The 18937-nt window shown below is 71.4% G+C and carries 17 protein-coding genes and 2 pseudogenes; 10 read left to right on the top strand and 9 right to left on the bottom strand.

Features of this window, described 5'->3' with window-relative positions; translation table 11 throughout:
• The first annotated feature begins 73 nt into the window (after positions 1-73).
• Together AB0L71_RS01425 and AB0L71_RS01420 are read left to right on the top strand one after the other, a co-directional pair.
• Positions 74-1021: a pseudouridine-5'-phosphate glycosidase gene (locus AB0L71_RS01425; RefSeq protein ID WP_365236581.1), complete on the top strand. Its 948-nt coding sequence runs from the start codon at positions 74-76 to the stop codon at positions 1019-1021.
• Positions 1018-1221: pseudogene (locus tag AB0L71_RS01420) on the top strand (hypothetical protein); the annotation flags it as partial. The gene AB0L71_RS01425 and the pseudogene AB0L71_RS01420, both read left to right, overlap by 4 nt.
• A gap of 139 nt (positions 1222-1360) precedes the next feature.
• On the opposite strand, the gene AB0L71_RS01415 reads toward AB0L71_RS01420, so the two are convergent.
• The 3 genes from AB0L71_RS01415 to AB0L71_RS01405 all read right to left on the bottom strand — a co-directional run bounded on the left by AB0L71_RS01415 (position 1361) and on the right by AB0L71_RS01405 (position 3411).
• A complete protein-coding gene (locus AB0L71_RS01415; protein WP_365236579.1) occupies positions 1361-2008 on the bottom strand; it encodes a uridine kinase in 648 nt (215 codons plus the stop codon).
• A 64-nt stretch (positions 2009-2072) separates the two neighbouring features.
• Positions 2073-2576, bottom strand: a complete 504-nt coding sequence (locus AB0L71_RS01410) for a cupin domain-containing protein (RefSeq protein WP_365236577.1) — start codon at positions 2574-2576, stop codon at positions 2073-2075.
• Between the two features lie 127 nt (positions 2577-2703).
• Entirely contained in the window at positions 2704-3411 is a 708-nt protein-coding gene (locus AB0L71_RS01405) for a helix-turn-helix domain-containing protein (RefSeq protein WP_365236575.1), read from the bottom strand.
• 85 nt (positions 3412-3496) lie between these two features.
• Here AB0L71_RS01405 and AB0L71_RS01400 point away from each other — a divergent pair, with 85 nt between their 5' ends.
• Together AB0L71_RS01400 and AB0L71_RS01395 are read left to right on the top strand one after the other, a co-directional pair.
• Positions 3497-4708, top strand: coding sequence for a pyridoxal phosphate-dependent aminotransferase (locus tag AB0L71_RS01400; protein ID WP_365236573.1), 1212 nt, complete (start codon positions 3497-3499; stop codon positions 4706-4708).
• Positions 4709-4721: 13 nt separating this feature from the next.
• Entirely contained in the window at positions 4722-5339 is a 618-nt protein-coding gene (locus AB0L71_RS01395; protein ID WP_365236788.1) for a peptidase, read from the top strand.
• A gap of 296 nt (positions 5340-5635) precedes the next feature.
• Here AB0L71_RS01395 and AB0L71_RS01390 read toward each other — a convergent pair.
• A pseudogene (locus tag AB0L71_RS01390) lies at positions 5636-5721 on the bottom strand.
• A gap of 31 nt (positions 5722-5752) precedes the next feature.
• Positions 5753-6484: a hypothetical protein gene (locus AB0L71_RS01385; protein WP_365236571.1), complete on the bottom strand. Its 732-nt coding sequence runs from the start codon at positions 6482-6484 to the stop codon at positions 5753-5755.
• A 115-nt stretch (positions 6485-6599) separates the two neighbouring features.
• Here AB0L71_RS01385 and AB0L71_RS01380 point away from each other — a divergent pair, with 115 nt between their 5' ends.
• On the top strand, positions 6600-7091 hold the full coding sequence (locus AB0L71_RS01380; RefSeq protein WP_365236786.1) for a TetR-like C-terminal domain-containing protein: 492 nt from the start codon (positions 6600-6602) through the stop codon (positions 7089-7091).
• Positions 6998-7258, top strand: a complete 261-nt coding sequence (locus AB0L71_RS01375) for a hypothetical protein (RefSeq protein ID WP_365236569.1) — start codon at positions 6998-7000, stop codon at positions 7256-7258. Before AB0L71_RS01380 ends, AB0L71_RS01375 begins: the two co-directional genes overlap by 94 nt.
• A gap of 52 nt (positions 7259-7310) precedes the next feature.
• Here AB0L71_RS01375 and AB0L71_RS01370 read toward each other — a convergent pair whose 3' ends face one another.
• From AB0L71_RS01370 to AB0L71_RS01360, 3 genes are all read right to left on the bottom strand, one after another.
• Positions 7311-8603, bottom strand: a complete 1293-nt coding sequence (locus AB0L71_RS01370; protein WP_365236567.1) for an SWIM zinc finger family protein — start codon at positions 8601-8603, stop codon at positions 7311-7313.
• On the bottom strand, positions 8600-11563 hold the full coding sequence (locus AB0L71_RS01365) for a DEAD/DEAH box helicase (RefSeq protein WP_365236565.1): 2964 nt from the start codon (positions 11561-11563) through the stop codon (positions 8600-8602). Before AB0L71_RS01365 ends, AB0L71_RS01370 begins: the two co-directional genes overlap by 4 nt.
• 220 nt (positions 11564-11783) lie before the next feature.
• Positions 11784-12734 (bottom strand): slipin family protein, encoded by a 951-nt coding sequence (locus AB0L71_RS01360; RefSeq protein WP_365236563.1) that lies wholly within the window; start codon positions 12732-12734, stop codon positions 11784-11786.
• Between the two features lie 287 nt (positions 12735-13021).
• On the opposite strand from AB0L71_RS01360, the gene AB0L71_RS01355 reads away from it, so the two are divergent.
• Positions 13022-13372: a hypothetical protein gene (locus AB0L71_RS01355; protein ID WP_365236784.1), complete on the top strand. Its 351-nt coding sequence runs from the start codon at positions 13022-13024 to the stop codon at positions 13370-13372.
• A gap of 39 nt (positions 13373-13411) precedes the next feature.
• On the opposite strand, the gene AB0L71_RS01350 is transcribed toward AB0L71_RS01355, so the two are convergent.
• Positions 13412-14623: a helix-turn-helix domain-containing protein gene (locus AB0L71_RS01350; RefSeq protein WP_365236782.1), complete on the bottom strand. Its 1212-nt coding sequence runs from the start codon at positions 14621-14623 to the stop codon at positions 13412-13414.
• A 186-nt stretch (positions 14624-14809) separates the two neighbouring features.
• Between AB0L71_RS01350 and AB0L71_RS01345 the strand changes: the two genes are divergently transcribed.
• The 3 genes from AB0L71_RS01345 to AB0L71_RS01335 are packed head-to-tail and all read left to right on the top strand — an operon-like array spanning position 14810 to position 18832.
• A complete protein-coding gene (locus AB0L71_RS01345; RefSeq protein WP_365236561.1) occupies positions 14810-15712 on the top strand; it encodes an SGNH/GDSL hydrolase family protein in 903 nt (300 codons plus the stop codon).
• Between the two features lie 4 nt (positions 15713-15716).
• On the top strand, positions 15717-17708 hold the full coding sequence (locus tag AB0L71_RS01340) for a hypothetical protein (protein ID WP_365236559.1): 1992 nt from the start codon (positions 15717-15719) through the stop codon (positions 17706-17708).
• Between the two features lie 35 nt (positions 17709-17743).
• Positions 17744-18832 (top strand): tyrosine-protein phosphatase, encoded by a 1089-nt coding sequence (locus AB0L71_RS01335; RefSeq protein WP_365236557.1) that lies wholly within the window; start codon positions 17744-17746, stop codon positions 18830-18832.
• The last annotated feature ends 105 nt before the right edge of the window (positions 18833-18937 follow it).

The following is an 18937-nucleotide window of genomic DNA, read 5'->3' as shown; positions in this document are numbered from 1 at the left end:
GTGCGCGCGAGCGCAGGACGGCCGTTGCCCACCGCACGTTTCAGGCCGATGCACCCGCGACAGAGATGTGGACATGCCACTGAGGAATGCGTCGCACAGCGCACACCCCCACGCCCCGGTCCTCTCCGCCGAGGTGCGGACAGCCCTCGCCACGCACCATCCCGTCGTGGCTCTGGAGTCGACGATCATCGCCCACGGTCTGCCGCGCCCGCGCAATCTGCAGGTCGCCGAGGAACTCGAAGGACTCGTACGGTCCGCGGGCGCCGTCCCCGCCACCATCGCCGTCCTGGACGGACGGGCCCGCATCGGCCTGGACAAAGAACAGTTGGAACGGGTTGCCGCCGACCCGACGATGCGGAAGCTGGGGCACCGGGACCTCGCACCGGCCCTGGCCACGGGCGCGAGCGGGGCCACGACCGTGTCCGCGACGGCGTTCCTGGCCGCACGCGCGGGCCTGCGCGTCTTCGCGACCGGCGGCCTCGGCGGCGTGCACCGGGAGTGGACCCGGACCCAGGACGAGTCCGCGGACCTCCGGCTCCTCGCACGGACCGGGATCACGGTGGTGTGCGCGGGGGTGAAGTCCGTCCTCGACGTCCCCGCCACGCTGCAGCGCCTGGAGACGCTCGGCGTCGGCGTGCTCGGTTACGGCACCGACCGCTTCCCCGGCTTCTATCTGAGCAGTTCGGGTGAACCGGTCGACTGGACGGTGCACACGCCCGAGGAGGTCGCGGAGGTGATGCGGGCCCAGGACGCGCTCGGCGGCCCGGAGGCCGCATTGATCGTCGCCAACCCCGTGCCCGCTGCCGACCAGTTGGATCCCGCACTGCACGACCAGGTGCTGGCCGAGGCCCTCGACGCGTGCCGGGAGCGCGGCATCACGGGCCAGGCCGTCACACCGTTCCTGCTGGACCGGCTGATGCGAGGAACCGGGGGTGCCTCACTGGAGGCCAATCTGGCTGTCGTGCGCGGAAACGTGTCGCTGGCCGCACGGATCTCGGGCGCGTGGACGGGCGGCCGATGACGGGCGGCGGCCTTCTCGTCGTCGGTGACGTCGTCACGGATGTCGTGGTCCGGCACGGGACACCGCCGGCCCATGGCACGGACACCCCGGCTAGTGCCGCAACAGGCAACGCCTGCCGCGGCACTGGTATCCGCACCCTCCCCGACGGCGCGGGCGCCAACGTCGCCTGCTGGGCGGCTCGTTCGGGCTGCGGCAACGTACCTCGCCGTGCACCTGTCGGGGGCGGACGACGTCTCGGCCGTGACGGCCGGCTGCCGGTCGGGGGCGGAGGCGGTCACTATCGTGGGGGGGGGCCGCCCCGGCCCCTGACCGACCGGACGGCCGGACCCGGCCGTCCCGTCACCTGCCGGACGTCCACCCGCTCCAGGCGGGATGCAGGGGGTCGTCGGCCCGGACGACCGCATCGGCGCGGTCGCCGGGTGCCACCTCGTCCTCGTACCGCGCGAAGGCGGGCAGCGTCCAACGCCCGCTCTCCTCGGTGCGCCGCCGCAGTGCGCCCGGCGACAGCCGCAGATGAACGCTCAGGTCGAACGGAAACCAGTGACCCAGCAGCAGCGGGCCGTGCACCACCAGTACTCCGCCCGCCGGCAGCGGCCGGTACGCACTGCGCGTGGCCCGGTCCGTCACGGGGTCCCAGAGATCGGGCAGCACCCGCCCGGTCCCGTCCGCTTCCAGTGGTCCGAACACCTCGCGCCACAGTGCGCCCGTGTCGAACCAGCCGTCGTAGTACGAGTCGGGGTCCTCCTTGCCGTACTCGTACCGAAGACTCGCCGGCCGCAGGAATCCCTCCGTGGAGACGACGAGCACCGCACGCCCCCGGGCCCGCAGGGCCTGCGCGACCCGCCCGGCCAGCTCCCCGGTACGGGCCGCCGGTGCGCCGTCGACGGCGAGCTTCAGCCAGGGACCGGTGCCGACGGGCTTCAGCCCATCGGCCTGCGCGGCAAAGGCCTCTGCCAGCCGTTCCCAGGTGATCGCTTCCCATCGCACGCACCCATCATCACACCGGTCCGGTCCCGTGTGCCGGGCGCCGCCTCGTGGTGCCCGCAGAGCGCTATTTCTTCGCGCCGCAGTCCACCGCATCGGCGTCATCGGAGAGCTCACTGCCCTCGGGCAGCAGATAGGTCACCCAGAGCACGACGGGCTCGGTCCCCAGGTTGCGCCCGATGTGGCGGTGCTTGACCCCGGACGGCTCGATGAAGGAGGAACCCGCGGGTGTCACCTCGACCGAGCAGTCGTCCAGAGTGCGCGTCAGGGTCCCCGACTTGACGACGGCGATCAGCTGACCGCGGTGGGTGTGCCAGCCGGTGGAGCCGCCGGGCTCGACGGTGATGGTCCGGAAGGTCACATGCGTGCGACCGTTGGGGGTCTTCACCTTGAGCTTGCCCGCCGAGGTGCCCTCCGCGACCACCGTGCCGCTCACACCGCTGCCGGGCGTGGCGATGGCCGCCGCCGGGACGAAGCCGAGCGCGGCCACACAGCCCGCCACCACCAGGGCCTTGGCAAGCCCCCCTCGTACCCGATGCTCCCGGTCTCCCTGCTGCCTGCCGACCCTCACCTGCGACCCCTCACCCTCGGTTGCACGGACGCGTCCCGGACGTCCCGCGGGAGGTATCCCGAACCGGGCGCCCCGAACACCCCCACGCTACCCGTGAATTGAGCCGCGACACCCACCGGTCCGGGTGTCACCCGCCACGGATCTCGGCGGCGAGCGGACCCTCGCCGGACACCTCGACCCGGCCGTCCTCGACGGCCTGGGTGAGCGTCAGCTCACCCCGCCCGAGCGCCAGACAGGCTTCGATGTCCAGCGCGATCCGGGCGTCGGCACGGGGCGCGGGACCGTCCCCGTATGCCGTCGGAAGATCCTCGACTCCGCCGGCTCCGCCGGCGCCGCCCGCGACGGCCCCTCCGCCTCCGGCGCGCACATGGAACTCGCCCTCGTCCAGGTGGACTTCAACGACTCCCGCATGCGTCAGCCCGTCCAGGGCGCGCAGCAGCGGCAGCGCGAACCAGTGCGCGCGCACCGCATCGGTGGGCCGCCGCTCGGTGAGCGCGGGCGCGCCCCACTCGGCGAGGGCGGAGAGCACGGGCAGCAGTCCGCGGCCGCGGTCGGTCAGTTCGTACACCGAGGCCGCGGCGGGCGGCGGCAGGCGGCGGCGGGTGACCAGACCGCTGTGTTCCATGTCCTTGAGCCGGGAGGCGAGGACGTCCGTACTGACACCCGGCAGATCCGCGTGGAGATCGGTGTAACGGCGGGCACCCGCCAGCAGTTCACGGACGATCAGCAGGGTCCACCGGTCGCCCACCAGGTCGAGCGAACGCGCGGTGGCGCAGAACTGGTCGTAACTCCGGCGACGGGACGAACGTGCTGCGGGCTGTTGCTGACGTGGCATGCGACGCAGTCTAGACATGTTGTTGGACTTTCCAAGCCCGAGCTTGGTAAAACCAAGTATCGCAATCGGGTCGGGGAGGCCACGCATGGAGTTCCGGCAGTCCAGCAAGCTCAACGAGGTCTGTTACGAGATCCGGGGCCCGGTCATCGAGCACGCCAACGCCCTGGAGGAAGCGGGGCACAGCGTGCTCCGCCTGAACACGGGCAATCCCGCGCTCTTCGGCTTCGAGGCGCCGGAGGAGATCGTCCAGGACATGATCCGGATGCTCCCGCAGGCCCACGGGTACAGCGACTCACGTGGCATTCTCTCCGCCCGCCGCGCCGTGGCGCAGCGCTACCAGGCGATGGGCCTGACCGAGGTCGGGGTGGACGACATCTTCCTCGGCAACGGGGTCTCGGAGCTGATCTCCATGTCGGTGCAGGCCCTGCTGGAGGACGGCGACGAGGTGCTCGTCCCGGCCCCCGACTATCCGCTGTGGACCGCGGTGGTGACCCTCGCGGGCGGCAAGGCCGTGCACTACACGTGCGACGAGGCGTCCGACTGGAACCCGGACCTCGCGGACATGGCGTCGAAGATCACCGACCGCACCAAGGCCGTCGTCATCATCAACCCGAACAACCCGACCGGCGCCGTCTATCCGCGCGAGGTGCTCGAGGGCATTCTCGACCTGGCGCGCAGGCACGGGCTGATGGTCTTCGCGGACGAGATCTACGACCAGATCCTGTACGACGACGCCGAGCACCACAGCGTGGCGGTCCTCGCTCCCGACGTGGTCTGCCTCACCTTCAGCGGCCTGTCGAAGACCTACCGGGTGGCGGGGTTCCGGTCCGGCTGGCTGGTGGTGTCGGGTCCGCAGCAGCACGCCCGCAGCTACCTGGAGGGTCTGACCATGCTCGCCTCCATGCGGCTGTGCCCGAACGCCCCCGCGCAGTACGCGATTCAGGCCGCACTCGGCGGCCGGCAGTCCATCCGGGAACTGGTGGCCCCGGGCGGCAGGCTGTACGAGCAGCGCAACCGGGCCTGGGAGAAGCTGAACGAGATCCCTGGGGTCTCGTGCGTCAAGCCGAAGGGTGCGCTGTACGCGTTCCCGCGCATCGACCCGAAGGTGCATCGCATCGTCGACGACGAGAAGTTCGTCCTGGATCTGCTGCTGCGGGAGAAGATCCAGGTCGTGCAGGGCACGGGCTTCAACTGGCCGCGGCCCGACCACTTCCGGATCCTCACACTCCCGTACGCTGACGATCTCGACGCGGCGATCAGCCGCATCGGCCGTTTCCTGACCGGATACCGCCAGTGATCGGATGTCCTGGGTGACCTGTCCCGCCTGCCGTGTTCCCGTGCTGACCCAGTTCGCCTCGCCCGCGCTCGTCGGCCCGATCGTGGAGGGCGGGCTCGATTCGGCCTCCGACCCGGCGTGGGCGGAGTCGGGTGCCGTGTCACCGGCCGAGTACGCGCGCTGGGCAGGTCATCTGTGCGGTATGACCTGTCTGCGCATGGCGCTCGGCGCCGACGCCCCGCCCCTGTTCGCCCTGCGCGACGGGGCCCTGACGTACGGGGCGTACACCCAGGACGCGGAAGGGGTGATCCGGGGGCTGATCTACGCGCCCTTCGCCCAGTACGCGCGGGAGGTGCACGGTCTCGACGCCACGGTTCACCGCCATCTCTCCCTGCGGGAGATCCTCGGTCTGCTCGACAGCGGCCGGACGGTCATGGCCTCGGTGCACTACGGCATCCGGCATCCGCGGCGGCCCGCTCCGGGCCGTGGCGGACACCTGGTACTGCTGACGTCGCGTACGGCCGACGGCTCCGGCGTCCACTTCCACAACCCGTCCGGCACGACGCCCGGGACGCGAGCCGCGGATCTCGCACTGCCCGACTTCGAGCGCTTCTTCGCGGGGCGCGGGGTGTCACTGCCCGCGAGCGTGTGACGTGAGCTCCCGGGAAACGGGAGCGGGCCCGGGGGCGTAGCCGGCCCCCGAGCCCTGAAGATGCCACCCCTACGGCACGCCGACACGTTTAAGGTCCCGTGTCAGGTTGATGTCGTCGCGTCCTGCCTTTAGACAACCGCGGACCGAAGCTCCGCGGGCCGGAGTCGAACCGGCATCTCGACGCCCATGGGCACGGGCCCGATCGATTCGGCGATCGGTGGCGAATGCTGAGTCTGGAGCAAGAGTCTGAGATTGATCGCGGTCTGCCTCTGCCAGTTGGGCCACCCCGGCCGGTGTGCCGGGGGGAGGACTCGAACCTCCACCGGAACCGCGTCGTCACGACAAGCTTCAGTTTCAGCTTGCGCTCCTCGCGCACCCCGGCCGTAGTGGACGGCCGGGGAATCCGTGATCGGTCACCCGAAGAGGTAACCGAATACCGCATCACCCACCCGCTGGTCGGTGACCTCCGCGCCGTTGGCCTCCTCGCGGGCGAACTTCACGGCCTGCTGGAGTTTCTCCACCCGGTCCAGCAGTTCGTTGACCCGTCGCGCGGGGAGGGCTCCGGAGAACTTCACGGTCGTCCAGTACCCGATCGGAACGTCCTCGTAGTACACCTCGACCTGTGCCGGGTGTTTCTCGGTGGCCTCCGCCTTCACATGGTTGCGGGGCACCTTCTTCGTACGAAGCGTCCTCACCGGCTCGGTCTTCCAGGAGTCCGTCGACGGGTCCTGCGTCCACGACTCGGCGGCATCGAGCACCGGGAGTTTGCGAACAAAGGTAGCGATGTCCGTCAACTGCTTCTCCAGGAAGAGCAGATACGACACCGGCGCCTCGCTCACGAGCACACGCCCGTCGACCTTGACGTCCGCGCGGGCCGAACAGTTCGCCCAGTCCTTCGTGGCGGTCACATCGAAGAGCCGGGTCAGGGTCGTCGCGGTCTGCCGCAGCACGTCCTCGGCCTTGACCTGCACCAGCGTCGACTCGGGCGGCAACTGCTCGCCCTCCTCGTCCTTCGGCTGATACGTCCGGGAGATCCCGGCCAGCAGACCAGTCTTCTGAAGGCCGTGATGCGCCGCCGTCAGGTCCTGGTGAGCCTTGGACTTGACGCCCTTCTCCACTGCGATGATCTGATTGAGTTTCGCCACGCCGAGGAAGCTACCAACGTCAAGCCCGCTGGGGCCAAAGGTTTTTGCGGCTCACCTCGGACGGGCCGTGCTCGACCTGCTCACCGATGCGCGTACGGAACCGGTCGCCCGCGCCATGACCGCGGGCACCGGCCTGCCGGACGACGAACTCGCCACGCTCACCCGCGACTTCCTCGCCGACCGGTTCTCCCGGGAGCAGCCGGTCTTCGCCCGAGCCGCCGCCCGTGGCGATCTCCCGCCGGACGCCGACCCGATGCTGCTGCTGGACCTGATCGCGGGGGCGGTCTCGATGCGGGGGCGGTCTGGATGCGGGTGCTGCTGCGCCGCGGGCCGGTGCCGCCGGAATTCGCCCGCGAGGTCGTCGACGCGGTGCTGCCTCGCTGAGGGCGGCCGCGGGCGGTCCGATAGTGTGCCGCGGCCGGGTCACCGGGACCCGTCGCACGCGCGGAACGGAGAGCGATCCACATGGGTGCACCGATACGCCACTTCACGGCCGCGACGCCGGACGGTGAGGTGTTCACCGTCACCATCGAGCGGGACTTCCGGTACGAGCCGTACCGCGACTTCCTGGTCTGTGCGCAGTGCGGCTGGTCGCCGTCGCTCCTGACCACGGAGAAGCTCATCGACATGGCGGGGGAACATCTGGCGTCGGTGCACGGCGCCGACCGGGGGCTTTCCCAGCAGGAGGACGAGTCGTTCCGGAAGGCGCGCCTCATCGTGCTGCCGATCGTCGCCGTGCTGCTCATCGGTCTCTTCGTCCATCTGGCGAGTTGAGGGCCGAGGGCCGGTCGGGGTCGAGCAGGCGGACGGGGCCGGCCGGGGACGGTCAGGCTCCGACGAGTTCCCTCAGCGCGCCCACCGGGTCGGAGTCCGGGGCGGCGCGGGGCCACCAGTCGTCCTCGCCCGGATCGGATTCGTAGCCGTACCAACGGCCGTCGCGGCCGAAGCGGAGCTGGAACGTGCCGCCGGGGTGGGTGAGGTGGTTGCGCCAGGGGTGGAACCGGGGGAAGTCGGCGGCCGCCAGCATGGGGCGGGCCCGGTCGAAGGGGCCGGCCGGGGGGTCCCACGGTGTTTCGAGAACGGCCAGCCCTTCGGCACCGCCCTGGCGCCAGGCCGCGACGGCTCGTGCGAGGTCCGTGGGGGTACGGCCGGTGGCGTACGCGAGTTCGCGGTAGAGGGCACGCGTGGTCGCGGTGAGTCCGGCGGTGGGGCGGGACGCGGCCAGTCGTACCGCGTCCTGCCAGGGGGTGAGACCGGCGATCGGGTCGATTCCGGTGGTGAGGAGCATATGGGCCCGGATCGCGGCGTCCGTGGCGAGATGGTCGAGGGCGAGCGGATCACGGGCGCCCGGCAGGCCCGGGTACGCGGGTGGCTGCCCGGGATGCGGCAGGACCGGGCGCGGGGCGGGGAGCGGTGGCAGGTAACCGGCGGCGAGGGCTTCCCGGGCCGGCACGGAGGGGGTGGCGGGGGCCGTGGGACGTTCCCTGGCGGAGAGCGCGGCGTTGCGACGGCCCAGCTCCTCGAGGAGTCCGCGTTCGCCCCGGCCGCGCAGCAGCAGCAGGACGAACGGGTCGGCGTCCAGCAGCCGGGCGGTCTGGTAGCAGAGGGCGGCCACGTGCTTGCAGGGCCAGCCGCGGTCGGGGCAGGTGCAGGTGGGGTCGAGGTCGCCCGCGGCGGGCAGCAGTACCACACCGGCCTCGGCCGCCGTGTCGGCCAGCGCGTGCGGCATCTCCTTGGTGAGCAGCGCGGCGAGGTGACCGGGACGGGCGGCGACCGCGTCCAGGAAGGTGTCCCAGTCCGCGTCACCGAGCGTCCGCAGACGGAGCTCGGCCCGGTAGGGGCGGGGCCGGCTCCCGTGGACGTAGGCGACGACCCGTCCGGGGGTGACGGTGATCGCCGCGACCTTGCCGCTGTCGGCGTACGTGCGGCCGCGGGAGAGCCGGCCCTCGTCCATCGACAGGGATTCCAGCGCGGTCACCCAGGCGCGGCCCCACCAGCTGTCCGCGAAGGGCCCGTCGCCGTCGCTGGTGCGGGGCGGCACCGCATCGAAGCTGCGCCGCAGGTCGTCGGGGCCGGGACGGGGGCGGACGGCAGGACGGGGCTCGGGGCGGGGGCTCATGACGGTCTCCGGAGCGAGACGAGATCGGCCAGGTCGCGGTCGCTGAGCTCGGTCAGCGCGGCCTCGCCGGTGCCGAGCACCGTGTCGGCCAGCACCTGCTTGGCCTGCAGCAGGTCGGCGATCCGGTCCTCGACCGTGCCCTCCGCTATCAGCCGGTGGACCTGCACGGGTTGTGTCTGGCCGATGCGGTATGCCCGGTCCGTGGCCTGCTCCTCGACTGCCGGGTTCCACCAGCGGTCGTAGTGGATGACGTGGGCGGCCCTGGTGAGATTGAGTCCGGTGCCCGCCGCCTTGAGGGAGAGCAGGAAGACCGGGACCTCACCGGACTGGAAGCGGTCCACCATCCGTTCCCGCTCGGCCACCGGCGTTCCGCCGTGGAGGAGTTGGGAGGGAATGGCGCGCGAGGCGAGATGGGCGGAGAGCAGGCGGGCCATGGTGACGTACTGGGTGAAGATCAGGACGGAGCCGTCCTCGGTGAGGATCGTGTCGAGGAGTTCGTCCAGCAGGGCGAGCTTCCCGGAGCGTCCGACGAGCCGGGTCGGTTCCTCCTTCAGGTACTGCGCGGGGTGGTTGCAGATCTGCTTGAGCGAGGCCAGCAGCTTCATGATCAGGCCGCGGCGGGCGATGCCCTCCGATGCCTCGATGAAGGCCATCGTCTCGCGGACCGCCGCCTCGTAGAGCGTGGCCTGCTCACGGGTGAGGTAGACGGGGTGGTCGGTCTCCGTCTTGGGCGGCAGCTCGGGGGCGATGCCCGGGTCGGACTTCTTCCGGCGCAGCAGGAAGGGCCGGACCAGCCGGGAGAGCCGTTCGACCGCTTCGTCGTTGGCGAGTCCGGCAGCCGTCCCGGTGTTCTCGACGATCCGGGCGTGGCGGGCCCGGAACGTCTTGAGGGGGCCGAGGAGTCCGGGGGTCGTCCAGTCGAGCAGGGCCCACAGCTCGGAGAGGTTGTTCTCCACGGGGGTGCCGGTGAGCGCGACTCTGGCCGGGGCCGGGATGGTGCGCAGCGCCTTCGCCGTGGAGGAGTGCGGGTTCTTCACGTGCTGGGCCTCGTCGGCGACGATCAGCCCCCAGTCGTGGTCGGCCAGTTGCGCGGCGCTCGACCTCATCGTGCCGTAGGTGGTGAGGACGAACCCGCCGTCGGGTTCGGCGAGCGTGCGGCCGGTGCCGTGGAAGCGGCGCACGGGGACACCGGGGGCGAAGCGGTTGATCTCGCGGTGCCAGTTGCCCAGGAGGGAGGCGGGGCAGATCACCAGGGTGGGGGCGGGGTGGGCGCGGTGCAGGTGGAGGGCGATGAGCGTGATGGTCTTGCCCAGGCCCATGTCGTCGGCGAGGCAGCCGCCCAGACCGAGCGAGGTCATCCGGTCCAGCCAGGCGAGACCGCGGAGCTGGTAGTCGCGGAGCGTGGCGTGCAGGCCGGGCGGCGGGGCGACGACGGTGTCGTCGGCGGTGATGCGGTGGCGGAGTGCGGCCAGCGCGCCGACGGGCACCGCTTCGATCCGCTCGTCGTCCACCTCGACACTGCCGGTCAGGGCGACAGCGAGGGCGTCGACCGGGTCCAGCAGGCCCAGCTCCCGCTTGCGCGCCTTGCGTACGAGCGCGGGGTCGACGACGACCCATCGGTCCCGCAGGCGCACCACCGGCCGGTGGGCTTCGGCCAGGATGTCCATTTCCGCTTCGGTGAGCTGCTCGTCGCCCAGTGACAACTGCCAGTCGAAGGAGAAGAGCTGCTCGGTGTCGAAGAACGAGGTGCCGTCGGTGGCCGAGCCGGGGGCGGGCCGGACGACGACCGCGGCAGTGAGGGAACGGGCCAGCTCCCTGGGCCAGTGGACGTTGACCCCGGCCGCCGCCAGCCTGGCTCCGGCATCGCCCAGCAGTTCGTACAGCTCGTCCTCCCCGAGGGCGAGCACATCGGGCACCGGCTGGTCCAACAAGCGCCCCAGCGGGGCCCAGAGCCGGGCGGCACGGCGCAGTGCGAGCGCGGCATCGATCCTGGCCCGCGGGCCGAACGGCTCCCGGGCCGCGCCGTGCCACAGGGTGGCGGCGTCGACGACGTAGGTCGGGTCGGCCAGGCTGTGCACCTGGACGATGGCCGCGGCGGCGTGCCGCGCGGCGGCGGGACGGACCGCCGCCGGCGTCCTGGGGGTGTCGTTGTCGTCGAAGACACCACCGACAGCGTCGGCGTCGTCGGGGTCGGGGTCGGCGGGCGTATCGGTCGTGTCGAAGAGCTCGTACGCCGACAGGTCGAGGCGCAGCGAGACCTGTACCCCGGCGTCGAGACCGTCGGCGACCTCGACGGCCCAGTCACGGACGCCGGGCAGATGCCGGCCCTCACGGGCCGCGAAGGGCGCACCCATCGCGTAGGCCGCGGCGGGTGTACGGGGCAGAGTGTCGGCGACCGCGTCGAGGAATGCCCCGAGCAGCCACTCCGGGTCGGGGACCTGGAGCGGTGTGCGGTCCGGGACCGGGACCGCGTACCCCTCGGCCGGCATGGCGGCTGCGATCGCCCGGAGATGGGCGATGTCCTCGGCGTCGCGAGGACCGGCCCGCCAGGCGTCGTGGTCGTCGTCCGTGAGACCGGGGAGGAGTCTGCCCCGCGCCACCAGGTGGAGTGCCTGGAGCGCGGCGGCGCCCCAGCAGCGGGTGGCGGGGTGGGCGGACTGCCGGTGCCGGGCACCGGCCAGCAGTGGCAGTGCCTGGGCCACGGACAGCAGGACGGCGGGCACCGTACGCCGCCTGACTGCGTCCTGTCCGTGCCGCCGCACGACGGTGATCTCCGCGACGGTCGGGCCGGGCGCGTCGTCCCCGGGTGCCGTCAGGTCGTCCGGGTCCGGCAGGGGGCCGCCGTCGGGATCCCAGAAGGCGACTTGCCCCTCCCGCGGCAGCAACGCGGGCAGGAAGACGGCGGCGCAGCGCAGCAGGCGGGCAGCCGATCCGTCCAGCTGGTGTGGTGCCGTGGCCATCGGTCCCTCCCGTCCCGCACTCGATCTTCTTGATCGTCTTGATCCAGATGACTCCTGCGAGTCTAGGCGGGGGGTACGACAACTGGTCGCACACCTGCGTTCCAGCAGGTCAGGTGTGTGCGAGGGGCGGATCGGGCCCAGGCCCGGCGGGACCCAACGGACCGCGCACCGGCGGGTTCCGGGGGACGACCGGACCGGGGCTCAGTGCCTGGACCGGGGCTCAGTGCCTGGCGAGCGGCTTCGGCCGAGGGGGACGCGCGACCCCGGTGGCAGCGGCAGCCGCGGCTGCGGCCGCTGGGGCCACCGCCGGCGGCTGCTGCGGCCGCGGCTGCCGCTGCGCGGCACGCTGTGCCTGCGAGGGGCGCTGCGGCTGCGGGGGCCGCACGGCCTGCTGCGGTTCCACCTGCTCGGGCTGATGGGCCCGCTCCAGGAAGCGGAGCAGTTCCACCGGGAACGGGAGCACCAGCGTGGAGTTCTTCTCGGCTGCGACCGCAACCACCGTCTGCAGCAGGCGCAGTTGGAGGGCGGCCGGCTGGGAGGACATCGCCTTCGCCGCCTCGGCGAGCTTCTTCGACGCCTGGAGCTCGGCGTCCGCGTTGATGACGCGGGCTCGCCGCTCACGGTCGGCCTCGGCCTGACGGGCCATGGAGCGCTTCATGGTCTCCGGGAGGGAGACGTCCTTGATCTCCACCCGGTCGATCTGCACACCCCACCCGACGGCCGGGCTGTCGATCATCAGCTCCAGGCCCTGGTTCAGTTTCTCGCGGTTGGACAGCAGGTCGTCGAGATCGCTCTTGCCGATGATCGACCGCAGGGAGGTCTGCGCCATCTGCGAGACCGCGAACCGGTAGTCCTCCACCTGGACCACGGCGCTCGCCGGGTCGACCACCTTGAAGTAGATGACCGCGTCCACCCGTACCGTCACGTTGTCCCGGGTGATCCCGTCCTGTGCGGGCACCGGCATCGTCACGATCTGCATGTTCACCTTGCGCAGTCGTTCGACACCGGGGATCACCGTGGTGAATCCGGGGCCGCGCACCTCGTTGCGGAGCCTGCCGAGACGCAGCACGACGCCGCGCTCGTACTGCTTGACGATCTTGGCCGCTGCCGCCATGTACAGCGCGCCAGCCGAGCCGGCCGTCACCAGCGCGATCACGAGTTCCTGGACCATCACGGCCCCCTGAACGTGGGAAACATCTGAAGGAAGGAACCACTTTTGAACCTTTTGAACCACTCGCCGATACCACGATATGCCCAATATCTCCCGATATGGGTATGGGCGGTTCTCCCGTCGGGCACGGCAGTAGCCCATCCGGCCGCGCTCCGGATGCCCGGGCGTGGCGGATCAGGCAGGGTGACCAGCGTCAGCACGTGCTCCGTGACGCATGCGGTGTCGAGGTGCACACGCTGCCGACGGACGAGCCGGACGAGCCGGACCAGACAGACGAGGACCCGCCCATGCCCGTGACCGATCACCGGCGCCGCCGTCTCGGCATCGCAGCCGGGACCGCGCTCCTGACCCTCACCGTCGCAGGCTGTTCCGGCCTCGGCCGGACCGCGGTCGGGCCGATCATCTACACGACCGAGAAGGACGCCGTGGTCACGGTGAACAGCCCCTTGGTGAAGGGCTGCCACCAGCTCTCCCCCGAGGGCGCCAAGGAAGTCAGCAACAACACCCTGATCGACATCATCCTGTACCGCACACCCGACTGCACCGGGCCGGGTACGACGACGTACGTCGCGACCACGGTCACCGACCAGAACGCGCCCAGCGCCCTGCCGTGGCGCAGCTTCACCACGGTTCACTGAGCCGCCTGCGGCCGGCCAGGAGCCCCGGCCGGCTGCCGGTCACACCGAGCGGCGGGCGACCAGCGCGGCGCTGAGGTGCTGGAGGTCGGCGGGGCGGGCCGGGGACAGGCCGGTCAGGCTGTCGATGCGGCGGATGCGGTAGTCGACGGTGTTGGGGTGGATGTGCAGGGCGGTCGCGGTGGTCCGCCGGTCCAGACCGAGCGCGAGATACGTCTCCAGGGTGTGCAGCAGCTCCGGCTTCGCCTCCAACGGCCTCAGCAGTTGAGCCAGCCCGCGCAAGGCCTCGCTGGGCCGGCTCAGCTGGTACTCCAGCAGCACGTCGGACAGCCGGTACAAGCCGGGGGGCCGGCCCGTACGGGCGATCAGGTCGACGATTTCGGTGTTGCGGGCCACGGCGGCCGGAACCTCCTCCGGTTCGGCGGTCTCCGCGGCGGCGGTGATCGGAACCCCCGCCGCCCGGGCCGTCTCGTCGATGAGCGCGCACAGCCCGTTCGGACCGTGCCACGGCAGCGGTTCGGGCGCGGGCAGCAGCACCGTTCCGCCCGAGGTGTCGAGGGCGGTGAGTACCGGCGTACCGGCGAAGTGGTCCAGGGCGGTACGGACGCGGCGGATCTTGCGCCGGGCCGCGACACCGGAGCCCGGCCCCGGTGACTGGGTCAGCTCGTCGGGGTGCGGGGCCAGCGCCAGCGTCATCGTGAGGTAGCGGGCGGCCGGTCGCAGTCCGGTGCGGTGAGCGAAGCGGTCCAGGGGTTCACCGGTCAGCAGGGCGGCCATCAGGGCGTGCCGGCCACCGTGTTCCTGGCTGTCGAGGATCCGCCGCGCCTCCAGGTAGGCGCTGCTGACCGCCGAGGTGAGCTGCTGCTGGAGAACCATGATGCGGTCCATGATCTCCAGGATGACGGCGAGATCACCGGGGAGCGCCCCCACGACCGTCTCCTGCCAGCACATCGCCGTACCGACCTGGTACGCGGTGAGGATCGCGTCCAGCGGCACCCCTTCCTCGGCGCGCAGGGCGGCGGAGTCGCGCTGCTGGTCGAGTTCGGCGTCGGTGGCGGGCCGGCGGTACTCGACGACGTCCGCGAAGAGCCGCAGATTGTGCTGGACGATGTCGGCGATGTCGCCGGCGATCTCCTCGTGGGGCAGTTCCGCGTAGACCGGCAGATCGGCGAGGAGCCGGGCGACGACGCGGCCGGTCAACGCCGGGACACGGGCCCGCAGATACGGGGCCACCGGACGCCCGGCAATGGCCAGCGGTGCGCTCGGCGAACCCGCGCAACCGCCCTGTTCCGCTGCTGCGTCGGACAGTTCATTGTCACGCGTCACAAGTTCTCCCGCAAAAGTCTGCGTTACCCACCAGTTAAACGACGGCACGTGAGTCTGCATGATGACCGGCGTCACACGCCATGCCCCAGCGGGCCCCCACCGTCGGAGGATTACGTGAACCTGCCCAAGAACAAAGGTTTCTGCCGTTCCGTCAGAGCAGCGATGGGCGCACTCGCCCTGACCGGCCTGGCCCTGGGCACCGGCGCGTTGCCGGCCTCCGCGGCAGCCGAGGACGACACCCTGTCCTATGTCGCGCTCGGCGACTCCATGGCCTCCGGGCCACTCATCCCGGACATCACCGGGCCGGTGGCCTGCGGCCGGTCGACGCACAACTACGCGCACGAGCTCGCGGCGCGGCTCGGTGCGTCGCTGCGCGACGTCACCTGCAGCGGCGCCAAGTCGAAGCACATGACCGAGAAGCAGTCGCTCTCGCTGCTCGACATTCCGATGGGATCCGCCGCGCCCCAGTTCGACGCGCTGCGCGCGGACACCGACCTGGTGACGCTGACCATCGGCGGCAACGACGCCGGCCTGGTCGGCATCGCGGAGGGTTGCAGCACCCTCGACCCGAACGCCACCCCGTGCAAGGACCAGTACTACGAGGGCGGCGTGGACCAGATCGGCAACCGCCTCGCCGAGTTCGCACCGAAGCTGGGTGCCGTACTGGACGGCATCCACCAGCGCTCGCCGCAGGCCCGGGTGATCGTCACGGGGTACGGCCTCTACATCAAGCCCGGCGGCTGCTTCCCGTTGCAGCCGGTCCTCGCGGTGGACGCCGACTTCCTGCAGGGCAGCGTCAACCGGATGAACGCGGTGATCGCCGAGCAGAGCGCCCTGCACGGCGCCGAGTACATCGATCTCGTCACGCCGAGCAAGGGTCACGACGCCTGCCAGGCCCCGTCGGACAAGTGGGTCGAGGGGTACGTACCGACCGCTGCGGCCGCCCCGCTGCACCCCAACCAGAACGGCGAGGAGAACTACGCCGCCATCATCGACGCACACATCCAGGGGAGCTGACCCGTTGCGGCACCGACTGCTGCACGGGCTGCTGGCGGCGGCGCTCGGCGCCGCCGCCGCGCTCGTCCCGAACCCACCCACGGCACAGGCCTCGGCGCCGCACGCAACGGGCTGCGACCCGCTGGCCCCCGTCGAGTGCCTGCTGCCGTTCCCGAACGACTGGTACACCCGGTCCGACCCGGCCACCGACACGGGCCGCCGGGTGGCCTTCGACGCCGCCGACCTCCCCCGCACCGCGGCGGGCCTCCCCATCGACCCGACGGCCTGGAACCGGTCCGACGGCTTCTCCCCCGGTTCCACGCTGATCGCCCAGGTGCCCGGGATCGACCTGTCGAAGACCGGCGCCGCCCCGCTCACCGACATCGGCCGCTCCCTCGCCGCGGACGCCCCCGTCGTGCTGCTGGACACCGATACCGGCGAGCGGTGGCCGTACTGGGCCGAGCTGGACGCCAACGCCACCGACCCGGCACGTCAGGCACTGCTGATCCATCCCGCGCGCAACTTCCGCGACGGCCACCACTACGCCGTCGCCCTGCGAGGGCTCAAGGACGGTGCGGGGCACACCATCCCGGCCGCCGCACCGTTCGCCGCCGTCGCCGGGCGGACACTCGCCCACGACGACCCGCTGTACGCCCGCCAGCACCGGCTCGGCCCCGCCCTGAAGGCGCTGCGCAGGGCCAAGGTCCGCACCGAAGGGCTCTACCTGGCCTGGGACTTCACCGTCGCGAGCACCCGCAGCCTCACCGGCGACCTCTTCACCATCCGCGACGACGCGTTCCGCAGGCTCGGCGACCGCTCCCCCACCTTCGCCGTCACCGGTGTCACCGACTTCACCGCCGAACAGGATCCCCGGATCGCCCGGGAGGTGACCGGTGAGATCAGCGTGCCCGGCTATCTGAACCTGCCCGGCGGCCCACCCGGCTCCGTCCTGAACCGTGGCCGTGACGGCACCCCGCAGCGGCTGCCCCTGAGCACCGTGCGCGCCGCGTTCCGTTGCGAGATACCGCGCTCCGCGTTCCGCACCCCCTCCCACCCCTCCCTCTACGGGCACGGCCTCCTCGGCCGCCGCTCGGAGGTCGGCGCGTCCAACGTCAAGGCGATGGCGGCCGAACACAACTTCACCTTCTGCGCGACGGACTGGATCGGGATGGCCCAGGAGGACATCCCCGTGGTGCTCGGCGCACTCGCCGACCCGACCCTCTTCCCCGCCGTTCCCGAGCGCAGCGAACAGGGCATGCTCAACGCCCTCTTCCTCGCCCGCGCCCTGATCCACACCGACGGGCTGACCACCGACGCGGCCTTCCGGGACGACCGGGGGAACCCGCTCGTCGACGTCCGGCACGGCATCGCGTACGACGGGAACAGCCAGGGCGGCATCCTCGGCGGCGCCCTGGTCGCCGCCTCGCCCGACATCCGGCGCGGGGTCCTCGGTGTCACCGGCATGAACTACGGCCTGCTGCTCAACCGCAGCGCCGACTTCGCGCCGTTCCAGCAGGTCCTGGACCTCTCGTACCCGGACAAGCTGCATCAGCAGATCGTCCTCCAGCTGTTCCAGATGGTGTGGGACCGCGGTGAGACCGACGGTTACGCAAGCCATCTCACCGACCACCACCAGGTACTGATGCACATCGCGTACGGGGACCACCAGGTCGCCAACGCGGCCGCCGACGTGGAGGCACGCACCATCGGCGCCCGGCTGCTCACCCCCGCGCTCGCCGCGGGCCGCAGCCCGGACACGGTCCCCTACTGGGGCATCAGGCCCCTCACCCGTTCCCAACTCCCTTACCGTGGCTCCGCCATGACGGTGTGGGACAGCGGCACCCCCACCCCGCCGCTCACCAACACACCGCCCGAGGAGCCGCAGTACGGGCACGATCCGCACTCCGATCCCCGCAACTCTTCGGCCGCACGTCAGCAAAAGGCCACCTTCCTGACCACCGGCCGTGTCATCAATGTCTGCGGCAACTCTCCGTGCACCGCAACCCCCACCTCCTGACGCCTCTCCCCCACAGGGACCAGACAAGGAGCACCATGCGCAAGCACCTCCTCACCCAGGCCGCCGTCGCGGCCGCCCTGCTCGCCGGTACGATCCTGGCCCCGCCGGCCCTCGCCGCCACGGCGCCCACGGCCACGGCGAGCGCCACCGCCACCGCGCAGGCCGCCGTACCGTTCACGGCCGCCACCGCCCAGCGCGCCACCGACGGCAGCTACACGCTGTCCTGGTCCTCCGCCGCCGGATCGGTGACCGTCACCGCGGTCACCTCCCCCGACGCCACCTCCGGCACCCCGGTCGGCACCGCCCCCGGCACCGGTTCGCTGACCGTCCCCGCCGGGACACTCCCCGCGGCCGGACGCTGGTACTTCCGTCTGACGCCGGACAGCGGCTCCGCGCTCGTCGTCGCCGAGCGTTCGCTGGGCATCGAGTCCGCCCGCAACTTCCGGGACATCGGCGGCTACCGCACCACCGACGGTCGCTGGGTGCGCTCCGGCCTGGTCTACCGTTCCAACAAGCTGAAGAATCTCACCGACGCCGAGCATCAGGTCCTGCTCTCGCAGAACCTCACCCTCGACGTGGACCTGCGCAACGCGGTGGAGCGCTACGAGGATCCGGACCGGCTGCCCGCCGGGGTGAAGTACCAGGTCGCCGACGTGGTGTCGCTCAGCCATGGCGTCCGCTTCCACGACCCCGCGCTGATGACCCTGGCCGAGGCCATCGCGGCCGGGCTGTTCTCCGGCTCGTCCGACCTCGGCCAGTCCATCGGCTACCCGTTCATGGTCAACTTCGTGGGCGCCGACTACGCCTTCCACGATCTGGTCACCGCCGTCACCACGAACACGGGCGCGACCGTCTTCCACTGCAGCGCGGGCAAGGACCGCACCGGCTGGGGAACCGCCGTGCTGCTCACCATCCTCGGTGTCCCGCGCGAGACCGTCGAGGCGGACTTCCTCGCCAGCAACTCCTACACGGGCAACCCCGAAGCCGTCGAACTGAGCTGGCTGCGCGCGGCGTTCGACGAGGTGGACAAGATCTACGGCGACTTCGACACCTATGTGCACGAGGGCCTGATGCTCGACGACGCCGCCGTGGCCGCGCTGCGCGCCAAGATGCTGACCGCCTGAACGGCCCTCATCTTCCGGTGACATGATCGACCGTCACCGGGTCGGCTCGTGTGCCCGATGGTCCGTCAGTACAGGATGTGCCGACGGGCCATCGGCGCCCGAGCA

The sequence above is a fragment of the Streptomyces sp. NPDC052052 genome (assembly GCF_040680455.1).
Classification (GTDB): Bacteria; Actinomycetota; Actinomycetes; order Streptomycetales; family Streptomycetaceae; genus Streptomyces.
The sequence above is the reverse complement of the archived record's forward strand: the minus strand, read 5'-3'. Positions and strand labels throughout refer to the sequence as shown.